We start from the raw sequence: 23,655 nt of genomic DNA, 5'->3' as shown, positions 1-23,655 counted from the left end.
AATTAAAAATTTCTCAAAATATCCGCAGGAATATCTTTTATTACTATAGTATTTCCGACCTTCCGAATTTTTGTACCTCTCAATTTCCTGTCAAATTCTAAGGTGTATCCTTTCTCCTTAATAATTTCTTTTGTCAAAAACTTAATATGACTTTTTTGAGTAACCCTAAATGCTCCACTTACTTCTAAATCCTCATTCTGTTTTAAGTAATCCATGAAGTCCTCGGGCTCCATATCATTTATAAGCACTGAAATAGCTTTAATCTCCAAATCCTCGTCGTGGTCATACTTCTTTACCGAGTAATCATTTACTTTACTATAAACCTCTCGAACTTGCTCTCTCTTAAATTTCTTTTCCGTCATATAATTTGCCATAGCAAGTTTCAGTTTTTCAGTATTCTCTTTTGAGGAGGTTAAATCGGTACTACCAATAAATTTTTGAAAATAAATTGAAATTCCCCGAGTACCTTTAATAAAGGATAAATATTGTGGATCATCATTTTGCCATTTTGTAATATTCACACGGTTTGCCCGCGCCAGTTTATCGATATCCAGACTTTTCAATTTTTTCAAGGTCAGATTGGTATCATTTACTGAAAAACTTGTAGAGTTATCAAGCATTATTGTGATTAAAAAGTCTGACTTCTTGTCGGTGTAATCGATAAACACAACATAACCTCCAGTAGTTGTGGACTTATCAATTTCTTTTTCTAAAATATCCATCGCTGTTAATGAAAAATCATAAAACTGATTATCATTAAGATACCTTTTTACTAAACCTTGAAATGGATATATAACTTGATCTTCCTCAAAAATGCCGTATGTAGGATTTTTTGCTGCATAACTTTTGATAATCTTTTCTACAAATTCCTTTGTGTCATCGTTCACTGGTAATAAAGCATCAGAGGTTTTTAAAGAAGGTTTACCAAATTGTTCCTTAATAATTTGGTGTATTACAATATTTTTTAAAAGCATGGATATTTGGTTTGGTTGTATAAGATCACTTCAGAAAACAGAAAAAATATAAAAATATGAAATATCCTACAATTTTTAATTTCAAATAACAGTAAGTTAAAAAAAAGAACCCTTCTTCTCTCCCCCCTATATATAATAATGAACCCATAGTTGACTGACTCCGAAACCCAGCACTTTCTCCAAACCTTAAAGCGATATGCCCCAATCACTGTACTTCGAATAATCCGTAAACTCGTCCTTAAACCCGTTATAGGCTTCTTCCTCTTGGGAGGTGATAGGGCCCATAAGGGTATCCAGGGCGTTATAACCTGCCTGGAGTGTGTTGGTCTGCGCTCTACGGTCTCGCTCCGTGGCAACGGCCACCAAGGCCTCCTTGAATCCGTTTGCCAAATGGTGCTCTACGAGTTCGGGCGGCAAATTGGGCAATACATCTTCCAATAGGTAACTATAGGCCACCTGTTTATAAAGTCCGCGTTCCATTAAGTGCCCCATCCAAAGGTTTTTTAAATTGTCCTGTCCTTTGGCTATCATATTGTTCAGGATGATCGGCTGGGCGGCCATGGCACTGGGCAGCTCAGGGGATGATTGTAGATAGTCCTGCATTTTCGTTGAAAGGGCGATCGTTACCGAATGTTTGGAGTACATGGAGCCTATCCAGAGTTGTCCACTCTGCTCCTCAAAATAAAAGCCCCTGGCATTGAAAAAGGCAATATAGTCCCTTGGGGATTTCACAAAGGGCGCCTGCATCCGTACAGCATACCGATGGTAAGCCTGTAGGGCCATGGTATCGAAACGCTCCCTAAAGGTTGGGGCCATAGCGTGATAGAGCTTCGGAAATACCATAGGTAGAAATAGGGCGGTGGGACTTGGTCTAATCTCTTTGGCGGATTTGTCATGCAGCAGCCCTTCCAGCAACTTTTCATTTTCGCGTGCAAAACTAGGAGGGGTATACGAGTTTACACTCGTCTGCAGTAGGGTACTGCCTAGATCCAATGGCTCTTGGTGGAACTTGGAATTCGCATAAGTCAGTATTCCCTCATTGTATCGTACACCCAAACTTTGTACAAGCGCACCAAGGACCTCTCTTTGGTCCAGGGCACGTTGGAACAGTTGATCCCTGGCCCGCTGAATAAGATCGGCCTTCTTTTGCAATTCCTGCTTTTCCTTATTAATGGCGGAAATATAAAGCTTCTCACCAAAAGGATAGAAGTGGGAGGCGATTACCTTCCATAAGGTTTGATCATCGGTATGCAAGTATTTTTTAAGGAAGAGAAAACGCTCTGATTTCATCATTTCCCTAACCAAAACATCTAGGGGCGTTTTTAGGATATGCTCCGAGAACAGGGGCTTGTACCTCAGTTCCCTATAGGTCTTCTGGTAGACTTCCCGTATGCAGCGTTGGAACTCCAATTCCAATTGCCTGCTATTCATATACATTTGGGTGTGTTCGGTTTGGAACAAGTCGGGGTTCGCATGGATACCAAGGTCGCTCCCAATCTCATCGCTGCGCAGCACATAGCCCGTTTTATCATGGATGGTAAAATCCACCACCTCTCCCTGATCATTGTAGTTTAGCCTACAATCGAGCTTTTGATGGGAGCCTAAGATTTCGGGGAGGTGATTGGGACGGAGGGTCTTAAATAGTTTATAGGTAGTTTTTATTTGTTTTTCCAAACGCTTTTTTACCATGGGCAGTAAGGCCGATTGCTTGTTACGCTCGAAGACTTGTTGGAGTTTGGGACCGGAGAACTGGGGGTGTACGGTATAGCCCCCAATAAAACGGGATCGGTACCCTTCCTTGGTCGCAATGCCATAAGCCACCCCTACCCTATTGGAACGCTCCACCACCTTCAGCTGAATATGGTACTTTTCCAGTAGTTTGGCAAGCTGTTCAAAACTCCGCACCTTATGTTTTTGCAGGGTATTGTTCAGGATGTCCTGCATATAGTAGCGCACCCCGTTACTTTCTTGGGGATTAAACTGGGGCGTTTCCAGTTTGGGAAGCTCTCGGACCGTCCTTTTATTTGGAGAGGGGGAAAGCCCAAACTCTTTCTCCAGGTATTTCTGGGCGGCCATGCTCCTTCTATAGTCAAAGGAAAGGTTGATCTGGCTACAGTCCTCCCTGATGGTACTGGAAACAATGTGCACGTGCTCGTGTTCGGTATCGTGATGCCGCACCACAATAAAAGGCTGCTCCCCATAGCCCATATACTCCATATAGGCTTTGGACAGAGCCAAAAAGGTAGTATCGTCCAGGTGTTCGCCTCGGGGAAGGTTTAAGGTGGCATGTACGTAACGCTTTTCGGAGGCATGGCGGAAGCCCAGAAAGACGAGTACCTGTTCGAAGACCTTAAGATTGGTATCCGTATCGGAATAGGTATTGTGGAAGCCGAGGATGGTAGATTCCGGTTTCCCGAGGACGTACTTCAGTACGCCTTGCACTTTGTATCGATATAGGAGTCGTGCGATCATTATCGGTTGGTATTATCAATAATTCTATTCAATGTATGGACCAGTTCATTGGCCCTTTTCATTTCGTTTACAAGGCTTGCATTGGGGCTCCGACGGTTCTTGTAATGGGCCACTTTCACCAATTGATTGAGGTTGGTCCCTATTTTATTCAGTTGATAATTAACTATAGGCTTACTAAGAGGTAGTCCTGCCGTTTTTTCTACCTCCTTGTTCAGAATGAGGCTTCTCAAAAAAGGGCCCACCGTACCTCTTTTATGAAAGTCGACCTGATAGGACCGTAAAAGCGCCTTCACTTTCTCCAACTCCTCGGTATTGAACCGGAGCGTGATCGCATGCACACGCTTGCTCTCTCCCAACCGTTTCCTGCCGATGTTGCCAGTTGTCATTATTTTTCTTGTTTTTTACTGCCGAAGGCAGCCTTTCACTTCGTTAGAAGTAGGAGTTTTGCGTTGCGCAAAACATAACTTGCTATCCGTTAAAAACGGATAATGATATATAAATATAAAGAAGCAAAACACATTTTAAAAGACTTATTTACAATATCTTACAAGTCAAAATATTTAAGAACCAATAAAGAGCAGCCCTGGTTTATAATGGTCTTTAATTCATTTGAAAAAAATGGTAAAGAACATATTAAATAGGCTAGATTTCATAGCTAGGGAGAAAAAGGGCAAGGGATTTTTCTCCCCTTGTGCTTTTGTGCGGCCCCGAGGGTGTCGGGAAAGACTTCGGACGAGATCCTTCCCTGGCGGATTGGGAGAAATGTGGATAGGGGAAAGAATAGGTTCGTAAGATTGGCCCGACTGCCGCAGGGGCTTGGAAAAGATCCTTGTCCAGTCATATTACTTTTATTGTAGATTGATAAGTAGTGATTAATTACATACCACATAATTCGAAACAACGCAAACTACCCAGTTTCTGTCAAATAGACAACTATTTCATAAACACATTTTGGCAATTTATTCTACATATTAGATAAATTATTGATGCAAAATAATCTGTATATTGCCATACATTACCTACAACATAGTAAACAACCAGCCAAGAATGCAATCTAATTTTTACTTTCTAGAAGAAAATTATCCCAACTTATTTGCAATAAGTGAACTTTCGGAAAAACTGATATATATTGATCCAAGTTCGTCATTGACCAAGTCTCGATTATTTTCAGAAAAACTCAGTCAACTGGTATGGGAATTTGAAGCGTTAGGTGAGTTTTTAGGTTCCCAGAATGAGAGGATTTATCGATTATCCAATGCAAATGTCGCCCCGGATATTATTTCAAGTATTCTACATACCATAAGGAAGTCGGGCAATAAGGCTAGCCACGATGGGATAGGCTCTTTTCAGGAAGCCCACTTTATACTTAAAAAATGCTTTCAGTTAGCGAAATGGTTTTATGAAACCTACGAGCAAGACTATATTGAAAATTCTTCCTATATCCTTCCCGAAAAGCAAGATACGGCATCGGATGCTCTTTCTGAAAAGCTCGAAAAACTCTCTCAGGAACTGACCGATTATAAAAACAAGATTGCAGCTTTAAACAGCAGTAAAGAGGAAGTAGCATCCAGAAAGAAACGAAGTGACAATAGAGCACGGAATCTTGACCTTACCGAAGAGGACACTCGTCTTACCCTAATCGATCCAAAACTAAAGGAAGCAGGTTGGGAGTGCGATACACTCGCATTAAACTATAAAAAGAACAAAACACTACCCCAAAAAGGAAGAAATATGGCCATTGCCGAATGGCCCTGCGATGGTAAATGGGCAGACTATGCCTTATTTATAGGCACAACCCTATACGGAATTATTGAAGCCAAAAAATACGCCAACGATATTTCTACCGACTTAAGACAATCCAATATCTATGCTAAACGTATAGTTGAAACGGAGGATTTTGGAACCCTAGGAGAGTGGTCAGGTTATAAAGTACCCTTTTTATTCTCTACCAACGGCCGTGACTTCCTAGAGCAAATAAAAACAAAAAGTGGTATTTGGTTCTTAGATATACGAAAGGAGCGAAGTCACGCTAAACCTCTTAGAGGTTGGTTCTCTCCCAAAGGATTGGTGGACCTCTACGAGCGTGATATAGAAGCAGAAAATGAAAAGCTCGAAAAAAGTGATTATGACTATTTACAAGATAGTAATGTTCTTGGCCTAAGGGATTACCAGATAGAAGCTATCAAAAATGTAGAAAAAAACATAACCACCAATTTCGATAATAATCGTTCTTTATTGGTAATGGCCACAGGAACAGGAAAGACTAGGACCGTTATTGGGCTTTCCTACCGACTCATAAAATCGAATAGATTTAAGAGAATACTATTTCTTACGGATAGAAAACTTCTTGCACTACAGGCTTTTGGTAGTTATCAGGATAATAAGGTAGAAGGTATCAATACCTTTTCCGAAGTTTACCAAATGGAGTATGTAAAAACGCTTATTCCTGACTCCGAGACCCGTTTGCATTTTGCTACCGTACAAAGTATGGTCAAGCGATTATTCTATGGTGAGAATAAAGGTCTTTCTATAGACACCTATGACTGTATCATTATTGATGAGGCCCATCGTGGATACAATCTAGATAAGGAATTGGATGAAGAGGATTTGGAATTTAAAAATCAGGATGATTATGTAAGTCAATATAAAAAGGTTATCGAATATTTTAATGCATACATTATTGGTCTTACGGCTACGCCCGCCTTGCATACTACCGAGATATTTGGCAAACCAGTGTTCTCCTATTCTTATCGGCAAGCAGTTATTGACGGATTCCTTTCGGACCATGAGCCTCCTTATCGTATTAAAACACGATTAAGTGAGGAAGGCATCTTATGGAAAAAAGGGGAGCGTCCCAAGGTGTTTAATCCAGAAACCAATAAAATTGAGGAACTGGCGGAATTAGAAGACGATCTTTTGATTGAGATAGAACAGTTTAATAAGTTGGTGATCACCCCAGAGTTCAACCGAAAGGTAATACAACAACTTGTGAAACACCTAGACCCGGATAGCGAGGAAAAAACTTTAATATTTGCGGTCCGTGATTCACATGCCGATATGATTGTAGACATGCTATTTGAAGAGTTTTACAACATTGGTTTGGATGTACCTCAAAAGGCCATTCAAAAAATTACTGGTGCAGCCTATGACCCCGAACAATTAACCAAAGAATATAAAAACGAGAAGTATCCCAACATTGCAGTCACGGTAGATCTATTGACCACTGGTATTGATGTTCCCAAAATTTGTAATCTAGTTTTTTTACGACGTGTTGGGAGCCGAATTTTATATGAACAAATGATTGGGCGTGCAACCCGTTTGTGCCCAGAAATTGACAAAGAGGAATTTAAAATATTTGATGCGGTCCGAGTACATGAGGCCTTGCAAGACTACACCCAGATGAAACCTGTCAGCAATCCTAAAACAACTTTCACCCAATTGGTAAATGAACTGGATGACATCTCCTCTGACGAACGTATAAAAACCCAAGGGGAACAATTGATTGCAAAATTACAACGGAAGCGAAAAAAAATTGAAGAAGACAGTCTTGAGGAATTTATCTATATGGCCGGTGGTAAAGAGCCCAAAGAAGTAATACAAACTATTAAAAATGCCAGCGCAGAAGAAGTAAAAGCGATCATAAAAGAATTTAAGGGGCTATGGAACTACCTAGATAAGAAAGTATATAGGCCAAAGCATCAATTAGTCTCGGACCATGCCGATGAATATTTGGCAACAGAAAGAGATTATGGGAATGCCAAAAAACCTGAAGATTACATTGAGAACTTCAAGAATTTCCTTAAGGAAAATCAGAACAAAATAGCCGCCCTAAAGGTGATCGTTTCTAGCCCCAGTACTCTCGATAGACAATCACTTAAAGAATTACGGTTATTATTAGATCAGGAAGGTTACAACGCTAAAACCCTTAATGCCGCATGGCGAGATGTAAAAAATCAAGACATAGCGGCAGATATAATTGCTTACATTCGCACCTTGGCGTTGGATATCGATTTGGTGAGCCATGAAAATCGCGTAAACCGTGCTTTTGACAAAGTAAACACCATGAAACCATGGAACAAAATTCAACAAAAGTGGTTGGACCGTTTTCAAAAACAACTTTTGGCCGAAACCATATTGACCAAGGATGATCTAGACAAAGAGCCCTTTAAAAGTGAAGGCGGTTACAACAGAATAAATAAACAATTTGAGCAACAGTTGGATGATGTGTTAAAGACCATCAATGAGAATTTATATGTTGCCTAACAAAAGAAATGTAAACCAAATATGAGTGCAGACGAAATAGCAAATAAACTTTGGAACCTTTGTAATGTATTGCGAGATGATGGGGTTACCTATCACCAGTATTTAAACGAACTGACCTATATCCTTTTCCTTAAACTAAGTGAGGTAAGAGATTTTGAGCAACATATTCCGGAACATTATAGATGGCGTTCCTTTGTAGAGGAAACAGATAACACCGAATCCTTTCAACGGTATCGTAGCTTCTTGGCAGAAGTAAGTAATGAAACCACGAGCGCTAGCATTAAGGAAATCTATGCCAACGCTTCCACCAGTCTACGCAAACCCGTAAACTTCAACACCTTGGTGCAGGCCATTGATGACCTGGATTGGTATGAGGAGACGGACCGTGATGTCATGGGCGATATCTATGAAAGCCTATTGGAAAAGAATGCCGGCGAAAAGAAAAGTGGTGCCGGACAATACTTTACGCCCAGGCCTTTGATCAACATAATGGTAGAGCTTATGTCTCCAAAACTAGGAGAACGTTGGAACGATCCCGCAGCAGGTACCTTCGGCTTTATGATTTCAGCCGATGAACATTTACGCACCAAGTACGACAACTATTTCGATTTAAGTGAAAAGGATCGAAAATTCCAGGTAGAAAAGGCCTTTAGCGGGGTAGAATTGGTAGGGGATGCCCACCGTTTGGCGCTGATGAATGCCCGTTTACACGGTATGGAGAGTGAGATTATTCTAGGGGATACCCTCACTGAAATGGGCAAAGGTCTCAATGGCTTTGACGGTGTATTGGCCAATCCGCCTTTTGGGACCAAAAAAGGAGGAGAACGCCCAACCAGGGACGACTTCACTTACCCTACCAGTAACAAACAGCTAAACTTTTTACAGCATATATATAGAAGTTTAAAGAAGGACGGAAAGGCAAGGGCTGCGGTAGTATTGCCAGACAACGTGCTTTTTGAAGATGGCGACGGACAAAAGATCCGGCGTGACTTGATGGACAAATGTAATGTCCATACTATTCTAAGGCTTCCTACCGGTATATTCTATGCCGCTGGGGTAAAAACCAATGTTCTGTTTTTTACCAGAGGCACTACAGAAACCAAAAATACTAAGGGAGTGTGGTTTTATGATATGCGAACCAACGTACCCAGTTATGGCAAGCGTACCCCCTTTACCCGTGCTGCCTTTACTGATTTTATTGAGGCCTATACGGGAGGAGTCAAGCCCGAAACTTTGGCTAAAGAATTTGATGGCACTATTGACGAGACGGCTCGAAAAAAGATAGTTAATGAACGTTGGCAATATATTGACAGGGAAACTATTGCAAGGAAAAGCGATTCACTTGATTTAGGTCTAATTGCGGATGATAGTGTCAGCAACGGAGACGATCTGAGCGAGCCCATTGATATTGCAAAAGAAGCTTTAACAGAATTAGAAACCATTACCCAGCAGTTGCAGGCGATGATAAAAGAGTTGGGATAATGAGGAAAACAAAATTACCAATAAACTGGATTATTTCTGATATTGAAACGTGTATTGATATTTTAGATAATATTCGGAAGCCAATTAACGCAAAGGAAAGAGCTAAAAGGCAAGGTAAAATTCCATACTACGGAGCTACAGGAATTGCTGGAAATATTGATGATTATATTTTCGACGAGGAATTAGTTCTTCTTGGTGAAGATGGCGCTCCGTTTTTTGATAAAGGAAAAGATGTCGCCTATCTCATTAATGGAAAGTCATGGGTGAATAATCATGCCCATGTTCTTAGAGCAAAAACGTTTATTACATCCAACAAGTTCCTTTTACACTTTCTCAACCAGTTTAATTATGAAGGTTATGTTGGTGGTACGACTAGGTTAAAATTGAATCAAAGAAATTTAAAATCAATCCCATTACCCCTCCCACCCCGCCTCGAACAAGACCGTATTGTGGCTAAAGTCGATACGCTAATGGCCCAAATTGCAACCATGAAAAAAAGCATGGAGCGTATTCCTGAATTATTAAAGGATTTTAGACAGCAGGTATTGACGCAGGCGGTGACGGGGAAGTTGACGGAGGAGTGGCGCGGAAGTTCTACTGTCAAAGTAGAATCACCAATAATGATTGGAGAAACTTCCGAAAATTCGATTATAAGTTGGAAATGGATTAATCTAAATGAAATTGCAAAATTAGAATCTGGACATACTCCTAGAAAAAGTGTTCCAGAATACTGGGAAAATGGAGATATTCCTTGGATTAGTTTACAAGATATTAGGGCTGCACATGGTAAAATAATTATTGATACTAAATTTAAGCCAACAGCTTTGGGAATAGAGAATTCAAGCGCACGTTTACTACCGAAAGGAACTGTATGTTTTTCTAGGGATATTTCAGTTGGATACACCACAATTATGGGAAGTGAGATGGCCACAACTCAACATTTTGCGAACTGGATTTGCGGCGAAAAACTAAATAACCTGTATCTAATGTATGCCTTCATGTCATCAAGTAGTTACTTAGTTCATAAAGGGAAAGGTACCACTGTTAAAACTCTTTACTATAAAGATTTAAAAAAGATGATGCTCTATATGCCACCAATCGAAGAGCAGTCTAAAATAGTGATTTTGGTCGAAAATCTCTTAGCTAAAGCAGATGCCATAGAACAACAATACAAATCCTTAAAAGCTAAAATAGATACATTGCCACAAGCTATATTACATAAAGCTTTTAAAGGGGAGTTGGTGGAGCAATTGGAAAGTGATGGGGATGCTAGGGAGTTGTTGAGGGAGATTGAGGGGTTGAAGAAATTAAGTAAAGTTAAGTAACTAAAACACTATAAAAATAGCAATTTAGGGCACCTAGATTTGGCAAATAATGTAAAAAAATATTGATGAAATTAGCAGCAATATATATAAATGAAAACTATTTATTCGAAAATCCTTTTGTTCTAAATTTTGGTGGAAAATATATTTACGATGTTCACGAAAACTATAATGTATTAAGTATCAAGAGAAGGCCTAATAATCGGTTCATTAAGGATTTTTTCGATGATTCCGGCACACTCTTAAATGTATCTACAATCGTTGGCACCAATGGTGTTGGCAAAACCTCTTTAATGTATGAAATAGTAGAAAGCATTAATAGAAATAATAGTAATCACGTTATTATTTTCGAAGACGGTGAACTTGCAGTCTTCCATAATTTCATGAGAACAGATAAAAGCTTGGAAATACCTTTTCCTTTTGAAAATACTGAAGTTGATGTAAATACTATTTATTATAGTCCTTTTTTAGATTTTAAACCCACATTGAGTGGGGTCGACCTTAGCTTTGATAGTATTCTGGGAAAGGACTTGGAAACCCTTTCTTTTTTATCCCCACCTTCTGGATTTGTAATCCCAAAAGAAGTACTTAAACAAGCTAACTATAAGAGGATAAGGAATTTAAAGGTGTCAGACCTAGCAAGTCCTATAAAGGAAATCTTTGATTTTCCAGATGACAATCTACATAGAATAACATTTACTAGATATAGAATCGATGCCGACGAGTACGAGGTCTATTTCGAGAATACACCATCAGATTTTCGTCCTTTTTTGAAAGGTCTTTATACAAAGATAAAGATGGAAGCTAATGACATTAGAAATTCGAAGAGAGATACTGACAAGGATCAATTCATTCTTCAGAAAAACATGCTTAAAAATTACATTTTGATGGATGTTTTTTGTATCCTAATAAGGTTAATGGAAATTGAAAACACCTATCTAAGAGAAGGTCATTTTGAGAGCTTAGATAGCAATAATTTAGACGAAGTTCTCAAAAGCAGTGTAGCATTTGATCTTTTTAAAATATGGTTTAAAGATTATTATTATTATTCCAAAGGGGAAAATAAAAATTTACCTGATGAGGAGTTGTTAAAGCTATTAACTTTTCTGTTTGATTATATAGACAATATCGAATATAATAGTAATCAAAAAGGATCATTTTTTTTCGATTGGAGTCTAAAATCAATATTTCTTGAGACTGAAAAGGTAGACGAATTGTATGAGTTAGAACGTAAACTGATTAATAGTTTAGGTAAATATTATGCCATTATCGATTCAAATGACAATATTGAATATAGAACGGTTAACCAAATTCCAAACTATATCAATTTCGAGCCATCATCCAGAAATTTAAGTTCAGGAGAAACTGCGATGTTAAATCTATTTAGTAGGATTCACGAATATTTTGATATTAACGTGATATCAGAAATGCCAACGGAAAGAAAATACAAGCAGTATCTCTTATTATTAGATGAAGCAGATTTAGGTTTTCACCCTATTTGGAAAAGACATTTCGTTAAAACATTAATTGAGTTTTCAGCTAAATTGTTTCAAAGATTAGAAGCTAAGGTTCAAATTATTTTTACAACTCATGATGCTTTAACCTTAAGTGATTTGCCTTCGACCAACATAGTATATATTGATAAATCATCTAATAGCTCCTCAAGAACAATACTATCAGATTCAGACTCACAAAGGCCAAAACACTCCTTTGGGGCTAATCTTACGGACTTGTTAGCGGAATCCTTTTTTCTGGAAGACTCGCTTATGGGTGACTTCGCGAGAGACAAAATTCAAAATACAATTAATTGGCTTCGAGAGAAAAATCGAAACATTGAAAAAAAAGAATATCATAAAAGGATAATCAGTTTAGTTGATGAACCCATCTTACGTACCAAGTTAGAGGATATGTACTTTGAAGTATTCAAAGATGAACTGGACCAAGAAAGGAAAAAACAGCATTTATTAGATATAGCTCAACAATATGGTCTTGATATTAATTTTGAGAAGTCATGATTTACCTAGGAGAACAGAAGAAAGCTTTAAGTCGCTATAGTGAAGAAGTAATTTGTTGGTTGAAAATAAAACTCAAAGGAAAAACTTCGAAAACCAACCCTGACGGTCATAATTGTGGGCAAACAAGCTGTAAGGTCTGTTCTAGGCAATTTCAGATTAAAAATGATTTGAATCCAAACTTTGTTAGATTATTCACTGATAGAAACATCCATGCTATAATTTGTTCAAAGCCACGTGAATTAATTTTTAAGGAAGATATCTTATGTCAAATGTTCATTAGATTTGGTTACACTAAAGAGAAATTCAAGAATGAATGTGAAAAGCTTTTTGTCAAATCTGGTTATGAAGACTTTTTCTATAATACCTTAAATTATCGTTTGGCTGAATGGCTTAATATTCATACGTGCACTTATTGTAACCGACAGTACACAATGGTGATGCGAAAACCTAATGGGAATAAAGCAATGGTTCCTCAATTTGATCATTGGTTTGCCAAAAGTGAACACCCATTACTAGCTTTATCGTTTTACAATTTGATTCCTTCTTGTGGTATATGCAATAGCTCAATTAAATCAACCGCTACTTTGAGTTTAGATAACCACTTTCATCCATATGTTGACAATGAAATTTCAAATTCTTTTCGATTTAGCTACTTCGCTAAATCACCTAACGAATATGAGGTTATATGCAAAAGTATAGACCATTCAAGTTTAAAGGCACAAAACACAATAGATATATTGGAAACAAAACTTTTATATAAAGGCCATTCAAAAAAAGAACTTCAAGATTTGATTGACTTGCGTTACAAATATTCCGATAATTATTTGAATACTCTTTTACACAAAACATTTAATGGATTAGATGTAACTAAATCGGATAAATATCGCTTGCTTTTTGGTATCGAAATAGATGTGAAGAATTATCACAAAAGGCCTTTTAGTAAATTCAAAAAGGATATTGTTGATGAACTAATAAGTGCTACGAATAGAATTGAATCCTTTTGACATGTGGCGGAGGATGGGCTGGGTTAGAAATGTTGATTGTTATGTTAATAACTGACGATATATAAAGATAACCTATACCTCTATTTTTGTTAATTTCACCACAAAATAAACTTATAGGTTAACTATATTGAAAATATTACCTACATTTACAGAGCAAAATCAAGGAATTTGCACCATTTTGATACGAAAAGATGGTGTGGATGAACTTGAATACCTAGAAGAAATCTGGAATGACCCTGAATATCTTCTTAAGTTTTTTACTAAACGTAGGAACGACCTTTCTAAAGGTATTTATTCGAAATATACAGTCCATGAAGCTGTGCTTAAAACAATTAACGATGCCAACACACTATTTGATCAATTGTATGAGATAGCAGAAAAAGGTTTTACCGACCCTACGGACAACCTATCCCAAATGTTTCAACCGTTACACGAAAGGGACAAAAATCTTTTACAACCTTATGAACAATGCAAAGCATACGGTATTAAAATTAAAGATGGCTGGCTAAGGCTTTATGCAATTAGACTAGATTACAACACCTTTATAATAACAGGAGGCGGCATTAAGCTAGTAAGAACTATGCAAGAAGATAAGCTACTTGACCAAGAATTACAGAAATTAAAAAACACACAACAGTATCTCATAGAACAGGGCATTCTAGATGTAGATGATATTGAACAACACTCATAAAAAGAACAGTATGGCGAACAATTACAACAAAGATAAGTTCACGAAGTCCATCTCCAATAATCCTACCTCTAATTGGGCTAATGCCCATCGAAAGAGAAAGGCCGACCGTTCGTGGAAAAAGAACAGTGCCGTAATTGCCTTAAATGTGCTAACACTTTTAGATCAAAAAGGATGGACACAGGCACGTCTTGCCAAAGAAATGGGGATAAGCGCAGCCCAAGTGAGTAAGATCGTGAAAGGGCAAGTCAATTTCACCTTAGAAAGTATTTCTAACATTGAACAGGCACTTGGTACGAAGTTCATTAGCATAGACCTCATAGATCCTGAAAGAGACCAAAGAAATCATGCACAACTGATTGAATGGCTTGAAAAATCAAAACTCATTAGATCACCCAAGACTTCCAGGAAGGGATTGGCCAGCAACGTTGTGGTTAAAAAATCTTTCACAAATACACGCAGTGTACCCAGCAAAGAATTTAATATGACCGTCGTAGCAGATGATAATTTAAGACCAACTGGATAAATGGCAGATTATAATAGTTTAGGTTTTGCATTTGTAGGGTTGAAAACCGTACAATTTGCAACAAATGATAAAGCGTATAGAACTACCGGAGCTTTAGATCTTCAAACCAATATTGGATTCGCTTTGGATGAAGCAAATCGAATTTTAATTGTTGAGGTACAATTTGATTTCCTCAAAAAAAAAGATGCCCCCTTTTTAAAAATTGGCATACAGGGTCATTTCGAAATCGATGCTAAGGGCTGGAAACAGTTGTCTGAGAATAGTGATAATTCTATAATATTTCCACAAAAATTAATCACGCATTTCGTGGTGCTAACTATTGGTGCTGCAAGGGGTGCCTTGCACGCAAAAACCGAGGGAACCATTTACAATACTTATATTCTACCAACTGTGAATGTAGCCGAAGTAATAAACCATGACGTTACTTTCACCTCAGAAGGTATGGTTAAGGAGGAATAAGCCTATTTAAGATAGAAACACCTATTCAAAGAATTATCTATGTAGTTATTTCAATCGAAGAGATTTAAACTAAGCGCTAATTGCATATAAGACACTTCAATAAAACCCAGGCTCTTTAAGATGCCTAATAGTAATTCTAAGAATTCAAAACTGCATCCAAGGCATCATCCGCATCCCTATGGATAAAGTTAGCCTGATAATTAATGGTAGTCTGTAAATCGCTATGGCGGTATAACTTTTGTAACATCAGAGGCGAAATGGCGTCACCCGCGATATTCCCAAAAGAATGACGCGCAATGTGGTTGGAAAGATTCTTTTTAATTCCGCATTTTTCAGCTATTTGCTTCAAGCACTTATTGAGAGTTTTGGTGGCATTCCGTGATTTCACAAATATATCTCGTTTACTAGCTGTATTTGCCTTCTTTAGATAGGGAAAAATATAGTCCTCATGGGATAGTTGGGAAGACTTATACATATCCAATATTACCTTTGCCTTATCCGGAATCTTTAAACTCAAAGGCTTTTCGTTCTTGTTCATAACATAATATAGTCTACCGTCCTTAAGATCGGACCATTTCATTTGCAACACATCCGATATTCGTATACCCGCAAAATAATAAGAGAACAACCAGACATTCCGCGTATGCCACATAGCAGATTCCTCCTCCAGTTGCACATTTTCCAAACGCCCAATTTCCTCTCTATTTAAACCAATCTTATGGCCAGACTTAATTCGAATACGCTCCTTCTCTCCCGCAAACGGATAGTATTTGGCGTCCACTATTCCTTCCTTAATAGCAGCATTAAAAAGAGTACGTATAAATACAAGCTGATTCGTTACGGTTCTGGTTTTCTGATTTAAATATGAAATACAAAAAATTTTGTAATTGGTCAAAAAGGACTCTTTTATATCCTCAAAATACAGCGTGGTATCCTTCTCAAATTGACGCCTTACTTCATCTACAAAAGAGTATCCAGGTTTTCTAGATCTTCCCACACGTTTACGTCTACGCTCCTTAATCCCGTTTACAACAGTTTCCCGATCTTCAAATTTATTCCATTTCAAAAATTCCCGTAGGTTAAATAAGATTGAAAGATCGGATTTACAAACCGAAAATACCCCAGCTTGATACTTGTTTAACACCCGTTGAGCTCCGAATTGGAAAAAGGAAATCGCTCTACCCTTATGCTTTGCCCTATTTTTTATGTCGCTACTGGAGATGAAGTTTTTAGATCCTTCTGCCTCCAAAGCAATATTGTCAACTTCCAAAAGTTTCTTCAGTAGAAAGTTGTTTAGCCTAGCGGAGTTTGGACAAGACTTTTTTACTCTACAGAGATCATTATTCCAATGCTCTTCTAAAATATACTTACCTGTAAAAATGTATCGGGTTTTTCGATTTTGGGTAATGCGAACAGCCAAAGGGAAAGTACTATCCTTTTTTTGATCATGTTTCCAAAGCACTATCTTTATCGATGCCATTTTGACTTATTGGTTAGTTAAAGATACGACATCAAAATTTTTTTACCTAAAACATACTTAAAACATTTTGAGGTTTTACTTGGTTTTATATGGTTCCTAGATTTTTGTAAAACCCTGCATAACAGCTATTTAACTGTTTTCAAAGCCATATGAAACCATTATATATCGAGCTCATAACCCGAAGGTCACTGGTTCGAGTCCAGTTCCCGCTACAAATGAAACCAGCTAGCAATAGCTGGTTTTTTCGTTTTACGCAAAAGCAATGCGCGCATTCGCTTTGGAGGGAAACAAAAAACGGGCGCAAAGCGACCATGGTTTTCTTTGTAAAGCCACCCCCAAGGCCCTTTCCGCAGTGCAACGAAGGAAAGAATCCAGTTCCCGCTACTAAGAAAAGCCTCAAGTTTCCTTGAGGCTTTTTTATGTCTATTAGCGAAATCGGAAATTACTCCACAATTTCAGAACCATTTTTTCGCCAAATAGAATTGTCATGAAGGCAATAAAACCCGATGGCTTTCCCGTATTTTTTAGGCCCTTGATTAACCTTTGTTTTGCTTTGAGTATTTGTTGATTTTTAGAGCATAAAATTAATCTAGGACAAAATTGACCACCACCCCATTATGATCTACCAAGTTAATAGTATCCCAAAGATTGTGTTTTGCAAAAGCCAATGTGGGTTTTAGACCTTTACCTCTAAAATAGATCTGGTCAACACGTTTAATATAATCGTCTTGCCCTGGACAGCTAATCCCATTGCCCTTTTTATTCCCTTTTGGGAGAATTGCCCATGCATCATTAAAATGGGCATCCAATAGAAACTGTGTGGTTTGTGAACTATAGGTATAATCGCCAATCCTTTTTGACGTATTTGGGTATTCTGAAGCAGGTGGGCTGTTAAAATCACCAGCAAAAATAACCATATCATCTCCCGTTACTTTATTGATAAATGGCAATGCTACTTTACTAATTTCATCATCGGTAGTATGATTGCCTATTGATAAGTGCGTATTAAAAATATACAATGATTTTGCTTTCACCCTAATTTTAATACCTAAAACCCCTTTGCTCATTTTCTTTTCCTTTGTTTCTTGGGTGGCAAAGGTTTCTTCAATTGGAAATCTACTAAAAACGGCTAAAGGATATCCACTGTTATCCGAATTTGGCGCATAACCAGTAGTTCCATTAGGTTTGTAAAAAGCTGAATATAGATACCCTTTTGAGGAAAGATGTTTTTTAATAATTTCATATGATTGCTGATGCGGTGGTTTTTCCAAAGATACCTCTTGCAACAAAAGAACATCTGCATTATCCTCCGTTAGGTAATGTATTAATTGATCTACAGGATAGCCATGGGCGTGTTTCTCCCAAAATGGGATATCGGCAGGGTCCCAAATATTGAATGTTAAAACACGTAAATTCTCCTGTCCAATACCCTTCACTGTCACTGTCAAAACAAATAACAATAAAATAAATCTTGATATCATCTGTTTCATTTTAGCTGATAAACGGTTAAAAAGACTGCATAGCCAGAGCTAAACTTCCTTTGACAGGTGTTCCTTGTCCGTTCTCTAGCTTGGTCTTGCCCCATAATTCCACCGTTAAAAATGTTTCGGAATTGTATTCCAGCGCTAGCTCGAATTCTAGTTTTTAATGGCTTCTAGAACAGGTTTTCCTGTCCATTGTATTGGAATGTGCCTATCTGCATCCAAGAGCCGCAAAATTGTCGCGGGCGTATCATAGGTATTGATCGGTTGCTCAATGGAATGTCCTCTCTTTACATTTGGCCCCACCAATATCCATGGAATGATTATTTCTTCCATGGTACTACCACCGTGACTGGTACCAACACCACCGTGGTCAGACGTTACCAATATATTTACACTTGTACCTTCTTCTTTGTTGAGTGCATTGAGCTTTTCATAAAACGAACCTAGGGCATTATCTATCCGTCCAATTTCTTGATAATATTCGGCTGAACCATGACCAAATTTATGACCGGCACCGTCAACAGCATCTAGGTGGACAAACACAAATTTGGGACGTTCCTTTTTGAAATAGGCAAATGCCTTATCCAAAGATTCATTCATCTCCCCGGTTTTTTCTATATGATGCAAAACTTTGGTATTGAATAAATCCCTAATGGTGCCCCATTCGTGAAACACGCCTAGTTTAGCATTTGAATCCTCTTTTTTAATCATATCAAAAACCGAAGGAAAAAATCCGTCCCCATCTTTAATAGTGGCTTCAATACTATAGTCGTTAACACGCCATCCATTACTGGTTATACCGTGTTGTTCAGGGCCAGCACCTAAAAGCATGGAACCCCAATTGGGCCCACTACTAGTAGGCATAACACCTCTTGCTTTTAAGGAACTAGCTCCCTTTTTTACAAACATATCCATTGTAGGGGTGTTTGCTTTTGTTAATCCGTCTACACTCAAACCATCTATTCCTATTAAAAATACCGTAGTGGGTTTTTCCTTTAGAACCTTCCCTCTTCTAAGTTGGGTATTGGTTTGAGCAAAATTTGAGATTCCCTGTAGTAGGATAAACAGGCTTAGTAAACTTTTAAAAATTCTTTTCATTATTGGTCTGCTTTAAAAAAATAAATATTTCCTGCGAAATCGCATACATAAAATCCGTCAGCAGTAATTGCTGCGGAGGTAATCACAGGTACTCCTAGGTTAGTTTTCCATAACAATTGCCCTGTATCTGCCTTTATAACATATACATTGCCGTCCATAGCGCCAAATATTAAGTTTTCACCCACCAAAATGGGAGTGGTTTCCAAACTCTGTTGTTGGTCTGAAAAATAGGAAGGCGTATAGAATAAGGCGGGATCTACTTGAAATTCCCAATCCTTTTTTCCTGAATGTAAGTCAAACGAGGCTATACCTGGATGGGATCCAGAAAGAATGGCCTTGTCCTTCAACACTATAGGGGCCGAAGTACCTGTATGTTGCATGCCCGTGATAAAACTATGGACTGTCTTTCCGGTTTTGGGGTCCAGTTTATGAAATTTATCCTGTTCGGCCACCCAAAGATAATTGTCCCTGTAGCTCAGCACCCCATCCCTATAACGGAGTCCATCATCGTCCCTGGACCACATAAGTTCACCGGTATATCTGTTATGGGCATATATTGCTCCCCAATGCCGGGAAGCTATGAGCATATCCCCCGCGATAGTCATGGTTGGGGTAGTGCCTTCCCCACCGCTCCATGCAGTATTGCGCCATAGGGTTTTTCCAGAATCTGCGTCCAAAGCCGAAAGTGATTCGGCAAATCCGGTATATACAATTTTCCCGTCAGTAACCAGCCCCGTGATAAAGCCCGGAGCCCTATTGTATTTAAGATCTCGCTCCCAAACCAATTTTCCCGAGGCAATATCAATAGCGTAGGTATTTCCGATCATATCGGTAGCGATTACTTTTTCTTTCGCGATGACCATTTGGTTTTTAACCCCGTTCTTGGTCTTAAATCGCCACTTCTCGTTCCCAGAGGTGGCATCCCAACAAACTATAAAGCAATTTTCGGCATTACTATCGTCAAATCCTGCCGATAAGACATAATTACCTTTTACTACCGGTGAGCTCATGTAAATATTGCTCCCCACGTTGGCCGTCCACTTCATGGTATATGGCGTTCTTTGGTCCATATCCACTACGGGATGATGTTCCTTGTTACCTGCTAAATTGAACCATTCGGCCTTGGATCCATTTGTACCGCTGTTACCATCTAGGTTAAATTTTTCTTTTCTGTGCAGTATTTCCCCGCTGCGCAGGAATGCGTCGATCACCAAAAGAAATTCCTTTTCCTCCCCAGGTGAAACGGTCCCTCTCCAGTTCCAATCCGATGTTTTGGTCATGGATCTCCAATTGGTAGCGTCCAGGGAAGATTCCCAATTAAATCCTTCCTTTCCCCAAATACTATAGCGCACACTGTCTACCACCGCACCGCTATCGTACACATTGACGGACACTTCTATGTTTCCATCCGCATTTAATGTTAGTTTGTTCTTCTGGGGGCTCACAATTTGGATTTCCCTTTCCAAATGGCTCCATATCAGTTGGGATTTGGGGTTGCCCTTTTTGTCCACATCCACTACCCTAAAACTCGATGGTGAATGATCTATGCCTCCCTTGGCCAAAGTAGCAGTGCTATAGGATACTACGCCCGATTTACCATGCGTTTTCACCATGTTGATATGCCAATGTCCATATAACCATGCTTTCAAATTATAGTCCTCCAAAACAATGGACTCTTTTTTGTTCTTATTAAAAACAAAACTGTCTCCATTGGTAAGTAGATCATGGTTGAAAAACATTTTTGGTTGCTCTTTATCATAGGCCATCAATAAGTTCTGAAGCCAACCTCCAATATCCTCGTGGTCAAATCCTGGGGGGAAATCCCCTCCCATCATGGGTGTAATTACAAATAGTGTATTCCCTTCTTCGAAGGCATACCAGGCAGGGCCAAATTTCTCCTCAAAAAACTGCTCCCCATAATCGCCCTTTATCAGGTCATGATTTCCCAGGCAATAGTATATAGGCACTCCCAATTCCTTCTCTGTTAAATTCTTGGCATGCCAATCCATTCCAGATCTGTAACAGATATCCCCAGTATGGACCACAAAATCTGGCTTGTGTACCCTTATGTATTTTTTTAGATTATCTACCCAATCCCCATATTCAAACGTTTCGGTATCGGAGATTTGAACAAATTTTGTAGTCTCTTTATTCTCCTTTGTCCGAACCGCAAAATCATAGGAACTTATTTCAGGAGAAATAGCTATAAACCTTGTTTCTCCTTTATGCCCAGCACTGGGGTACCATGTTACAAAGCGTTGCTTCTTCCATCCCGGCAACAAAAAGCCACCATTGGAATCGGTCCTAACAACATGGTAACCGTCCGAAACTACCGCGTTTTGGACGCCCTCTTCAGAGGCATCCTTTATTCCGTTGTTGTTCTTATCGAGAAAAACATTTCCTTTTAGTTGAGCATTTCCCAGAAAATTGATCCCTAGAAACAATATTCCGAAAGAAAGTAATTTTAAATCTTTTAAAGGCTTCATGAAATTTGATATAATTATATTAATTAGCATTAGTAACTTAGGCCAACGGGGGCTACTTCCGATTAAAACAACCGGCTATTTAAGGTACAGACGATCGGATGAAAGCACCTGCTTTGGGATATTGGGCCCCTTAAAGAAAGTGTACAGACCGTATCCACCACCACTATTGTACCATTGTACCTCAATTTTGTGCCTGCCTTTTTTGAGCTCTACACTTCCCTTTTCTTCCCTAACACCATGGTTACCGTCATTGTTGACCACTTCAAAATTGTTCACAAAAAGTTTGCTTCCGTCATCCGAAGAAACAAAAAAGGTGTATTCACCTGGAACTTCCACCTCAAAATAGGTAGTAAAAACCATAGCCAACTGATCAACGCCATTTGGAAAGGTAAGGCCTTCAGAGGTAATTTCATAGGTAGTAAAGGTTTTGCCTACCTGTGACAAACTATCAAAGTTTGGCAATTTTTCTAAATTTTTCCCATAATAATACTTGGCCAAAATCCCGCGTCCCTCCGGATTGTCCAATACCCTAAAATAGGCTGTCTGAATATTACTTACCTCCTTATCCCCTTTAAACTTGCTAGCCTTCACCACTACCGAGCTGTCTAACTCAAAGGGAGCGGTGTATATATTGGCTCCTGAATGGGGGGCACTACCATCCAAAGTGTAGCGTATTTGAGTACCATCGGTAGGCACATCCATTTTAAGTAAGGGTTTTTCTGAAATATACAACCCTCCCGAGGGATTAAAATGTTTCCCGACGGGGTATATCCGTGGCGCTTTGATAAAACTTTTTGTCCCATATATTTCCGCGGGTTCGTCGTAACCTTCAAAAGCGCTCCTCACAGGCCAACCTACCCAAGCTTCGGGAACCGGAACCCCCAGGGCAAAAGCCACAGTAGGGGAATTATCTACGGTATTGACAGATTCTATTATTTGGTAGTTTCTTTTAACCCCAGGCCCCCTCATAATAAAAGGTATGGTCAATTCCTCTGGGGTATTGCCCCCGTGACCATTCCCGATACCTCCATGATCGGCCGTAAGAATTACCAAGGTTTTACTGGCCATTCCGGTCCGTTCCAAGGCTTGAAGGACTTCCCCGACATAGGTGTCAACTTCGGCCACTGCCTTATAATATGTTTCTGATCCATGGCCAAAGGAATGACCGGCCTGGTCCACATCATCAAAATGGACAAAAAAATAACGGGGCCTTTTTTCCTCAATGTACTGAGCAGCCAACGCTGCCGTTTCCTTTAATGTTTCGGTACTCCTTGCATAGTCCAAATGTTCTGGTTCATAGTAAATCCCAACACCATCCCATTGGTGAACGGTTCCCAGTTCGGCATGAGGTTCGGCCTTCCGGATCACCTTAAAAATAGTAGGGAACAGCTTTTTAGTGCCATCTGCGCTTACCAAGGGAGGTAGTTCAGGTTCCAGGGGATCGGAATCGTTCCCTGTTATCCCATGTTGTTCCGGGCCTGCCCCCATCAACACCGAGGCCCAATTTGGCCCTGAGCTTGTAGGCAATACCCCTCTTGCATTCATGGTGTAAGCCCCTTCCCGTATAAGGGCATCTATATTTGGGGTATGTGAATTTGCTATACCATTGGGACTTAAGGCATCTATCCCGATCACCAAAACGTGTTCTATACCATCGAGGCCCCCTCCTTCTTTTTTACAACTTGTAAATAAAGTGACGGAGACCACCACCGGTAAGAAAATTTTTTTTAAAATACCAACTCTATACATAGTATGTATCGCTATTATAATAATTTACCTTAGATTTCATAATTGCTCCTATTGTTTAAAATTTCAAGCCTGTTTATTATGATCTGCATTCAATCTTCACAAGATATTTTATTTGGATCGATTCAAATCCATTGAATAAAAGACAAGCCGTCC

General features: G+C 39.0%; 16 protein-coding genes. 8 read left to right on the top strand and 8 right to left on the bottom strand.

Annotated features, from left to right (window positions below):
- Positions 1 to 2 precede the first annotated feature (2 nt).
- The 3 genes from BUA16_RS07125 to mobC all read right to left on the bottom strand — a co-directional run bounded on the left by BUA16_RS07125 (position 3) and on the right by mobC (position 3,832).
- Positions 3 to 974, bottom strand: a complete 972-nt coding sequence (locus BUA16_RS07125) for a nucleoid-associated protein (protein WP_072764062.1) — start codon at positions 972 to 974, stop codon at positions 3 to 5.
- A gap of 186 nt (positions 975 to 1,160) precedes the next feature.
- Positions 1,161 to 3,446: a relaxase/mobilization nuclease domain-containing protein gene (locus BUA16_RS07120; RefSeq protein ID WP_072764061.1), complete on the bottom strand. Its 2,286-nt coding sequence runs from the start codon at positions 3,444 to 3,446 to the stop codon at positions 1,161 to 1,163.
- Positions 3,446 to 3,832 (bottom strand): plasmid mobilization relaxosome protein MobC, encoded by a 387-nt coding sequence (mobC, locus tag BUA16_RS07115; RefSeq protein WP_072764060.1) that lies wholly within the window; start codon positions 3,830 to 3,832, stop codon positions 3,446 to 3,448. Before mobC ends, BUA16_RS07120 begins: the two co-directional genes overlap by 1 nt.
- 661 nt (positions 3,833 to 4,493) lie before the next feature.
- On the opposite strand from mobC, the gene hsdR reads away from it, so the two are divergent.
- From hsdR to BUA16_RS07075, 8 genes are all read left to right on the top strand, one after another.
- The gene (gene hsdR, locus BUA16_RS07110; protein ID WP_072764059.1) at positions 4,494 to 7,709 is read left to right on the top strand and encodes a type I restriction-modification system endonuclease; all 3,216 of its coding nucleotides are present in this window, start codon (positions 4,494 to 4,496) and stop codon (positions 7,707 to 7,709) included.
- Positions 7,710 to 7,730: 21 nt separating this feature from the next.
- Positions 7,731 to 9,191, top strand: coding sequence for a class I SAM-dependent DNA methyltransferase (locus tag BUA16_RS07105; protein WP_072764058.1), 1,461 nt, complete (start codon positions 7,731 to 7,733; stop codon positions 9,189 to 9,191).
- Entirely contained in the window at positions 9,191 to 10,516 is a 1,326-nt protein-coding gene (locus tag BUA16_RS07100; protein ID WP_072764057.1) for a restriction endonuclease subunit S, read from the top strand. The genes BUA16_RS07105 and BUA16_RS07100 overlap by 1 nt, the downstream gene beginning before the upstream one ends.
- Positions 10,517 to 10,581: 65 nt before the next feature.
- Positions 10,582 to 12,528 carry an AAA family ATPase gene (locus BUA16_RS07095; protein WP_072764056.1) on the top strand — a complete coding sequence of 649 codons (1,947 nt, stop codon included), beginning with the start codon at positions 10,582 to 10,584 and terminating at the stop codon, positions 12,526 to 12,528.
- Entirely contained in the window at positions 12,525 to 13,532 is a 1,008-nt protein-coding gene (locus BUA16_RS07090) for a hypothetical protein (protein ID WP_072764055.1), read from the top strand. Before BUA16_RS07095 ends, BUA16_RS07090 begins: the two co-directional genes overlap by 4 nt.
- A 127-nt stretch (positions 13,533 to 13,659) precedes the next feature.
- Complete coding sequence (locus BUA16_RS07085; RefSeq protein ID WP_072764054.1) at positions 13,660 to 14,223, top strand: hypothetical protein; 564 nt, start codon at positions 13,660 to 13,662, stop codon at positions 14,221 to 14,223.
- Positions 14,224 to 14,233: 10 nt separating this feature from the next.
- Positions 14,234 to 14,746 (top strand): helix-turn-helix transcriptional regulator, encoded by a 513-nt coding sequence (locus BUA16_RS07080; RefSeq protein WP_178338855.1) that lies wholly within the window; start codon positions 14,234 to 14,236, stop codon positions 14,744 to 14,746.
- The gene (locus BUA16_RS07075) at positions 14,747 to 15,205 is read left to right on the top strand and encodes a hypothetical protein (RefSeq protein WP_072764052.1); all 459 of its coding nucleotides are present in this window, start codon (positions 14,747 to 14,749) and stop codon (positions 15,203 to 15,205) included.
- A gap of 136 nt (positions 15,206 to 15,341) precedes the next feature.
- On the opposite strand, the gene BUA16_RS07070 is transcribed toward BUA16_RS07075, so the two are convergent.
- The 5 genes from BUA16_RS07070 to BUA16_RS07045 all read right to left on the bottom strand — a co-directional run bounded on the left by BUA16_RS07070 (position 15,342) and on the right by BUA16_RS07045 (position 23,502).
- Complete coding sequence (locus BUA16_RS07070) at positions 15,342 to 16,685, bottom strand: tyrosine-type recombinase/integrase (RefSeq protein WP_072764051.1); 1,344 nt, start codon at positions 16,683 to 16,685, stop codon at positions 15,342 to 15,344.
- A gap of 584 nt (positions 16,686 to 17,269) precedes the next feature.
- Positions 17,270 to 18,166: an endonuclease/exonuclease/phosphatase family protein gene (locus tag BUA16_RS07060; protein WP_178338854.1), complete on the bottom strand. Its 897-nt coding sequence runs from the start codon at positions 18,164 to 18,166 to the stop codon at positions 17,270 to 17,272.
- A gap of 156 nt (positions 18,167 to 18,322) precedes the next feature.
- Positions 18,323 to 19,267, bottom strand: a complete 945-nt coding sequence (locus tag BUA16_RS07055; RefSeq protein WP_072764048.1) for an alkaline phosphatase family protein — start codon at positions 19,265 to 19,267, stop codon at positions 18,323 to 18,325.
- Positions 19,267 to 21,753 carry an outer membrane protein assembly factor BamB family protein gene (locus BUA16_RS07050; protein ID WP_072764047.1) on the bottom strand — a complete coding sequence of 829 codons (2,487 nt, stop codon included), beginning with the start codon at positions 21,751 to 21,753 and terminating at the stop codon, positions 19,267 to 19,269. The genes BUA16_RS07055 and BUA16_RS07050 overlap by 1 nt, the downstream gene beginning before the upstream one ends.
- A 75-nt stretch (positions 21,754 to 21,828) precedes the next feature.
- Positions 21,829 to 23,502: an alkaline phosphatase family protein gene (locus BUA16_RS07045; protein WP_072764046.1), complete on the bottom strand. Its 1,674-nt coding sequence runs from the start codon at positions 23,500 to 23,502 to the stop codon at positions 21,829 to 21,831.
- Positions 23,503 to 23,655 lie beyond the last annotated feature (153 nt).

The organism is Arenibacter nanhaiticus, assembly GCF_900141935.1.
Lineage (GTDB): Bacteria > Bacteroidota > Bacteroidia > Flavobacteriales > Flavobacteriaceae > Arenibacter > Arenibacter nanhaiticus.
Note: the sequence above shows the minus strand (reverse complement) of the source record. Positions and strands in the feature narration are given on the sequence as shown.

Excerpts from the sequence above, each read along its gene's own strand:
- BUA16_RS07120 (WP_072764061.1), bottom strand. The coding sequence starts at position 3,446 with ATGATCGCACGACTCCTATATCGATACAAAGTGCAAGGCGTACTGAAG.
- BUA16_RS07055 (WP_072764048.1), bottom strand. The coding sequence starts at position 19,267 with ATGAAAAGAATTTTTAAAAGTTTACTAAGCCTGTTTATCCTACTACAG.
- BUA16_RS07095 (WP_072764056.1), top strand. The coding sequence starts at position 10,582 with ATGAAATTAGCAGCAATATATATAAATGAAAACTATTTATTCGAAAAT.
- BUA16_RS07050 (WP_072764047.1), bottom strand. The coding sequence starts at position 21,753 with ATGAAGCCTTTAAAAGATTTAAAATTACTTTCTTTCGGAATATTGTTT.
- BUA16_RS07045 (WP_072764046.1), bottom strand. The coding sequence starts at position 23,502 with ATGTATAGAGTTGGTATTTTAAAAAAAATTTTCTTACCGGTGGTGGTC.
- hsdR (WP_072764059.1), top strand. The coding sequence starts at position 4,494 with ATGCAATCTAATTTTTACTTTCTAGAAGAAAATTATCCCAACTTATTT.
- BUA16_RS07075 (WP_072764052.1), top strand. The coding sequence starts at position 14,747 with ATGGCAGATTATAATAGTTTAGGTTTTGCATTTGTAGGGTTGAAAACC.
- BUA16_RS07125 (WP_072764062.1), bottom strand. The coding sequence starts at position 974 with ATGCTTTTAAAAAATATTGTAATACACCAAATTATTAAGGAACAATTT.
- BUA16_RS07070 (WP_072764051.1), bottom strand. The coding sequence starts at position 16,685 with ATGGCATCGATAAAGATAGTGCTTTGGAAACATGATCAAAAAAAGGAT.
- BUA16_RS07090 (WP_072764055.1), top strand. The coding sequence starts at position 12,525 with ATGATTTACCTAGGAGAACAGAAGAAAGCTTTAAGTCGCTATAGTGAA.
- BUA16_RS07100 (WP_072764057.1), top strand. The coding sequence starts at position 9,191 with ATGAGGAAAACAAAATTACCAATAAACTGGATTATTTCTGATATTGAA.
- BUA16_RS07105 (WP_072764058.1), top strand. The coding sequence starts at position 7,731 with ATGAGTGCAGACGAAATAGCAAATAAACTTTGGAACCTTTGTAATGTA.
- BUA16_RS07080 (WP_178338855.1), top strand. The coding sequence starts at position 14,234 with ATGGCGAACAATTACAACAAAGATAAGTTCACGAAGTCCATCTCCAAT.
- mobC (WP_072764060.1), bottom strand. The coding sequence starts at position 3,832 with ATGACAACTGGCAACATCGGCAGGAAACGGTTGGGAGAGAGCAAGCGT.
- BUA16_RS07060 (WP_178338854.1), bottom strand. The coding sequence starts at position 18,166 with ATGATATCAAGATTTATTTTATTGTTATTTGTTTTGACAGTGACAGTG.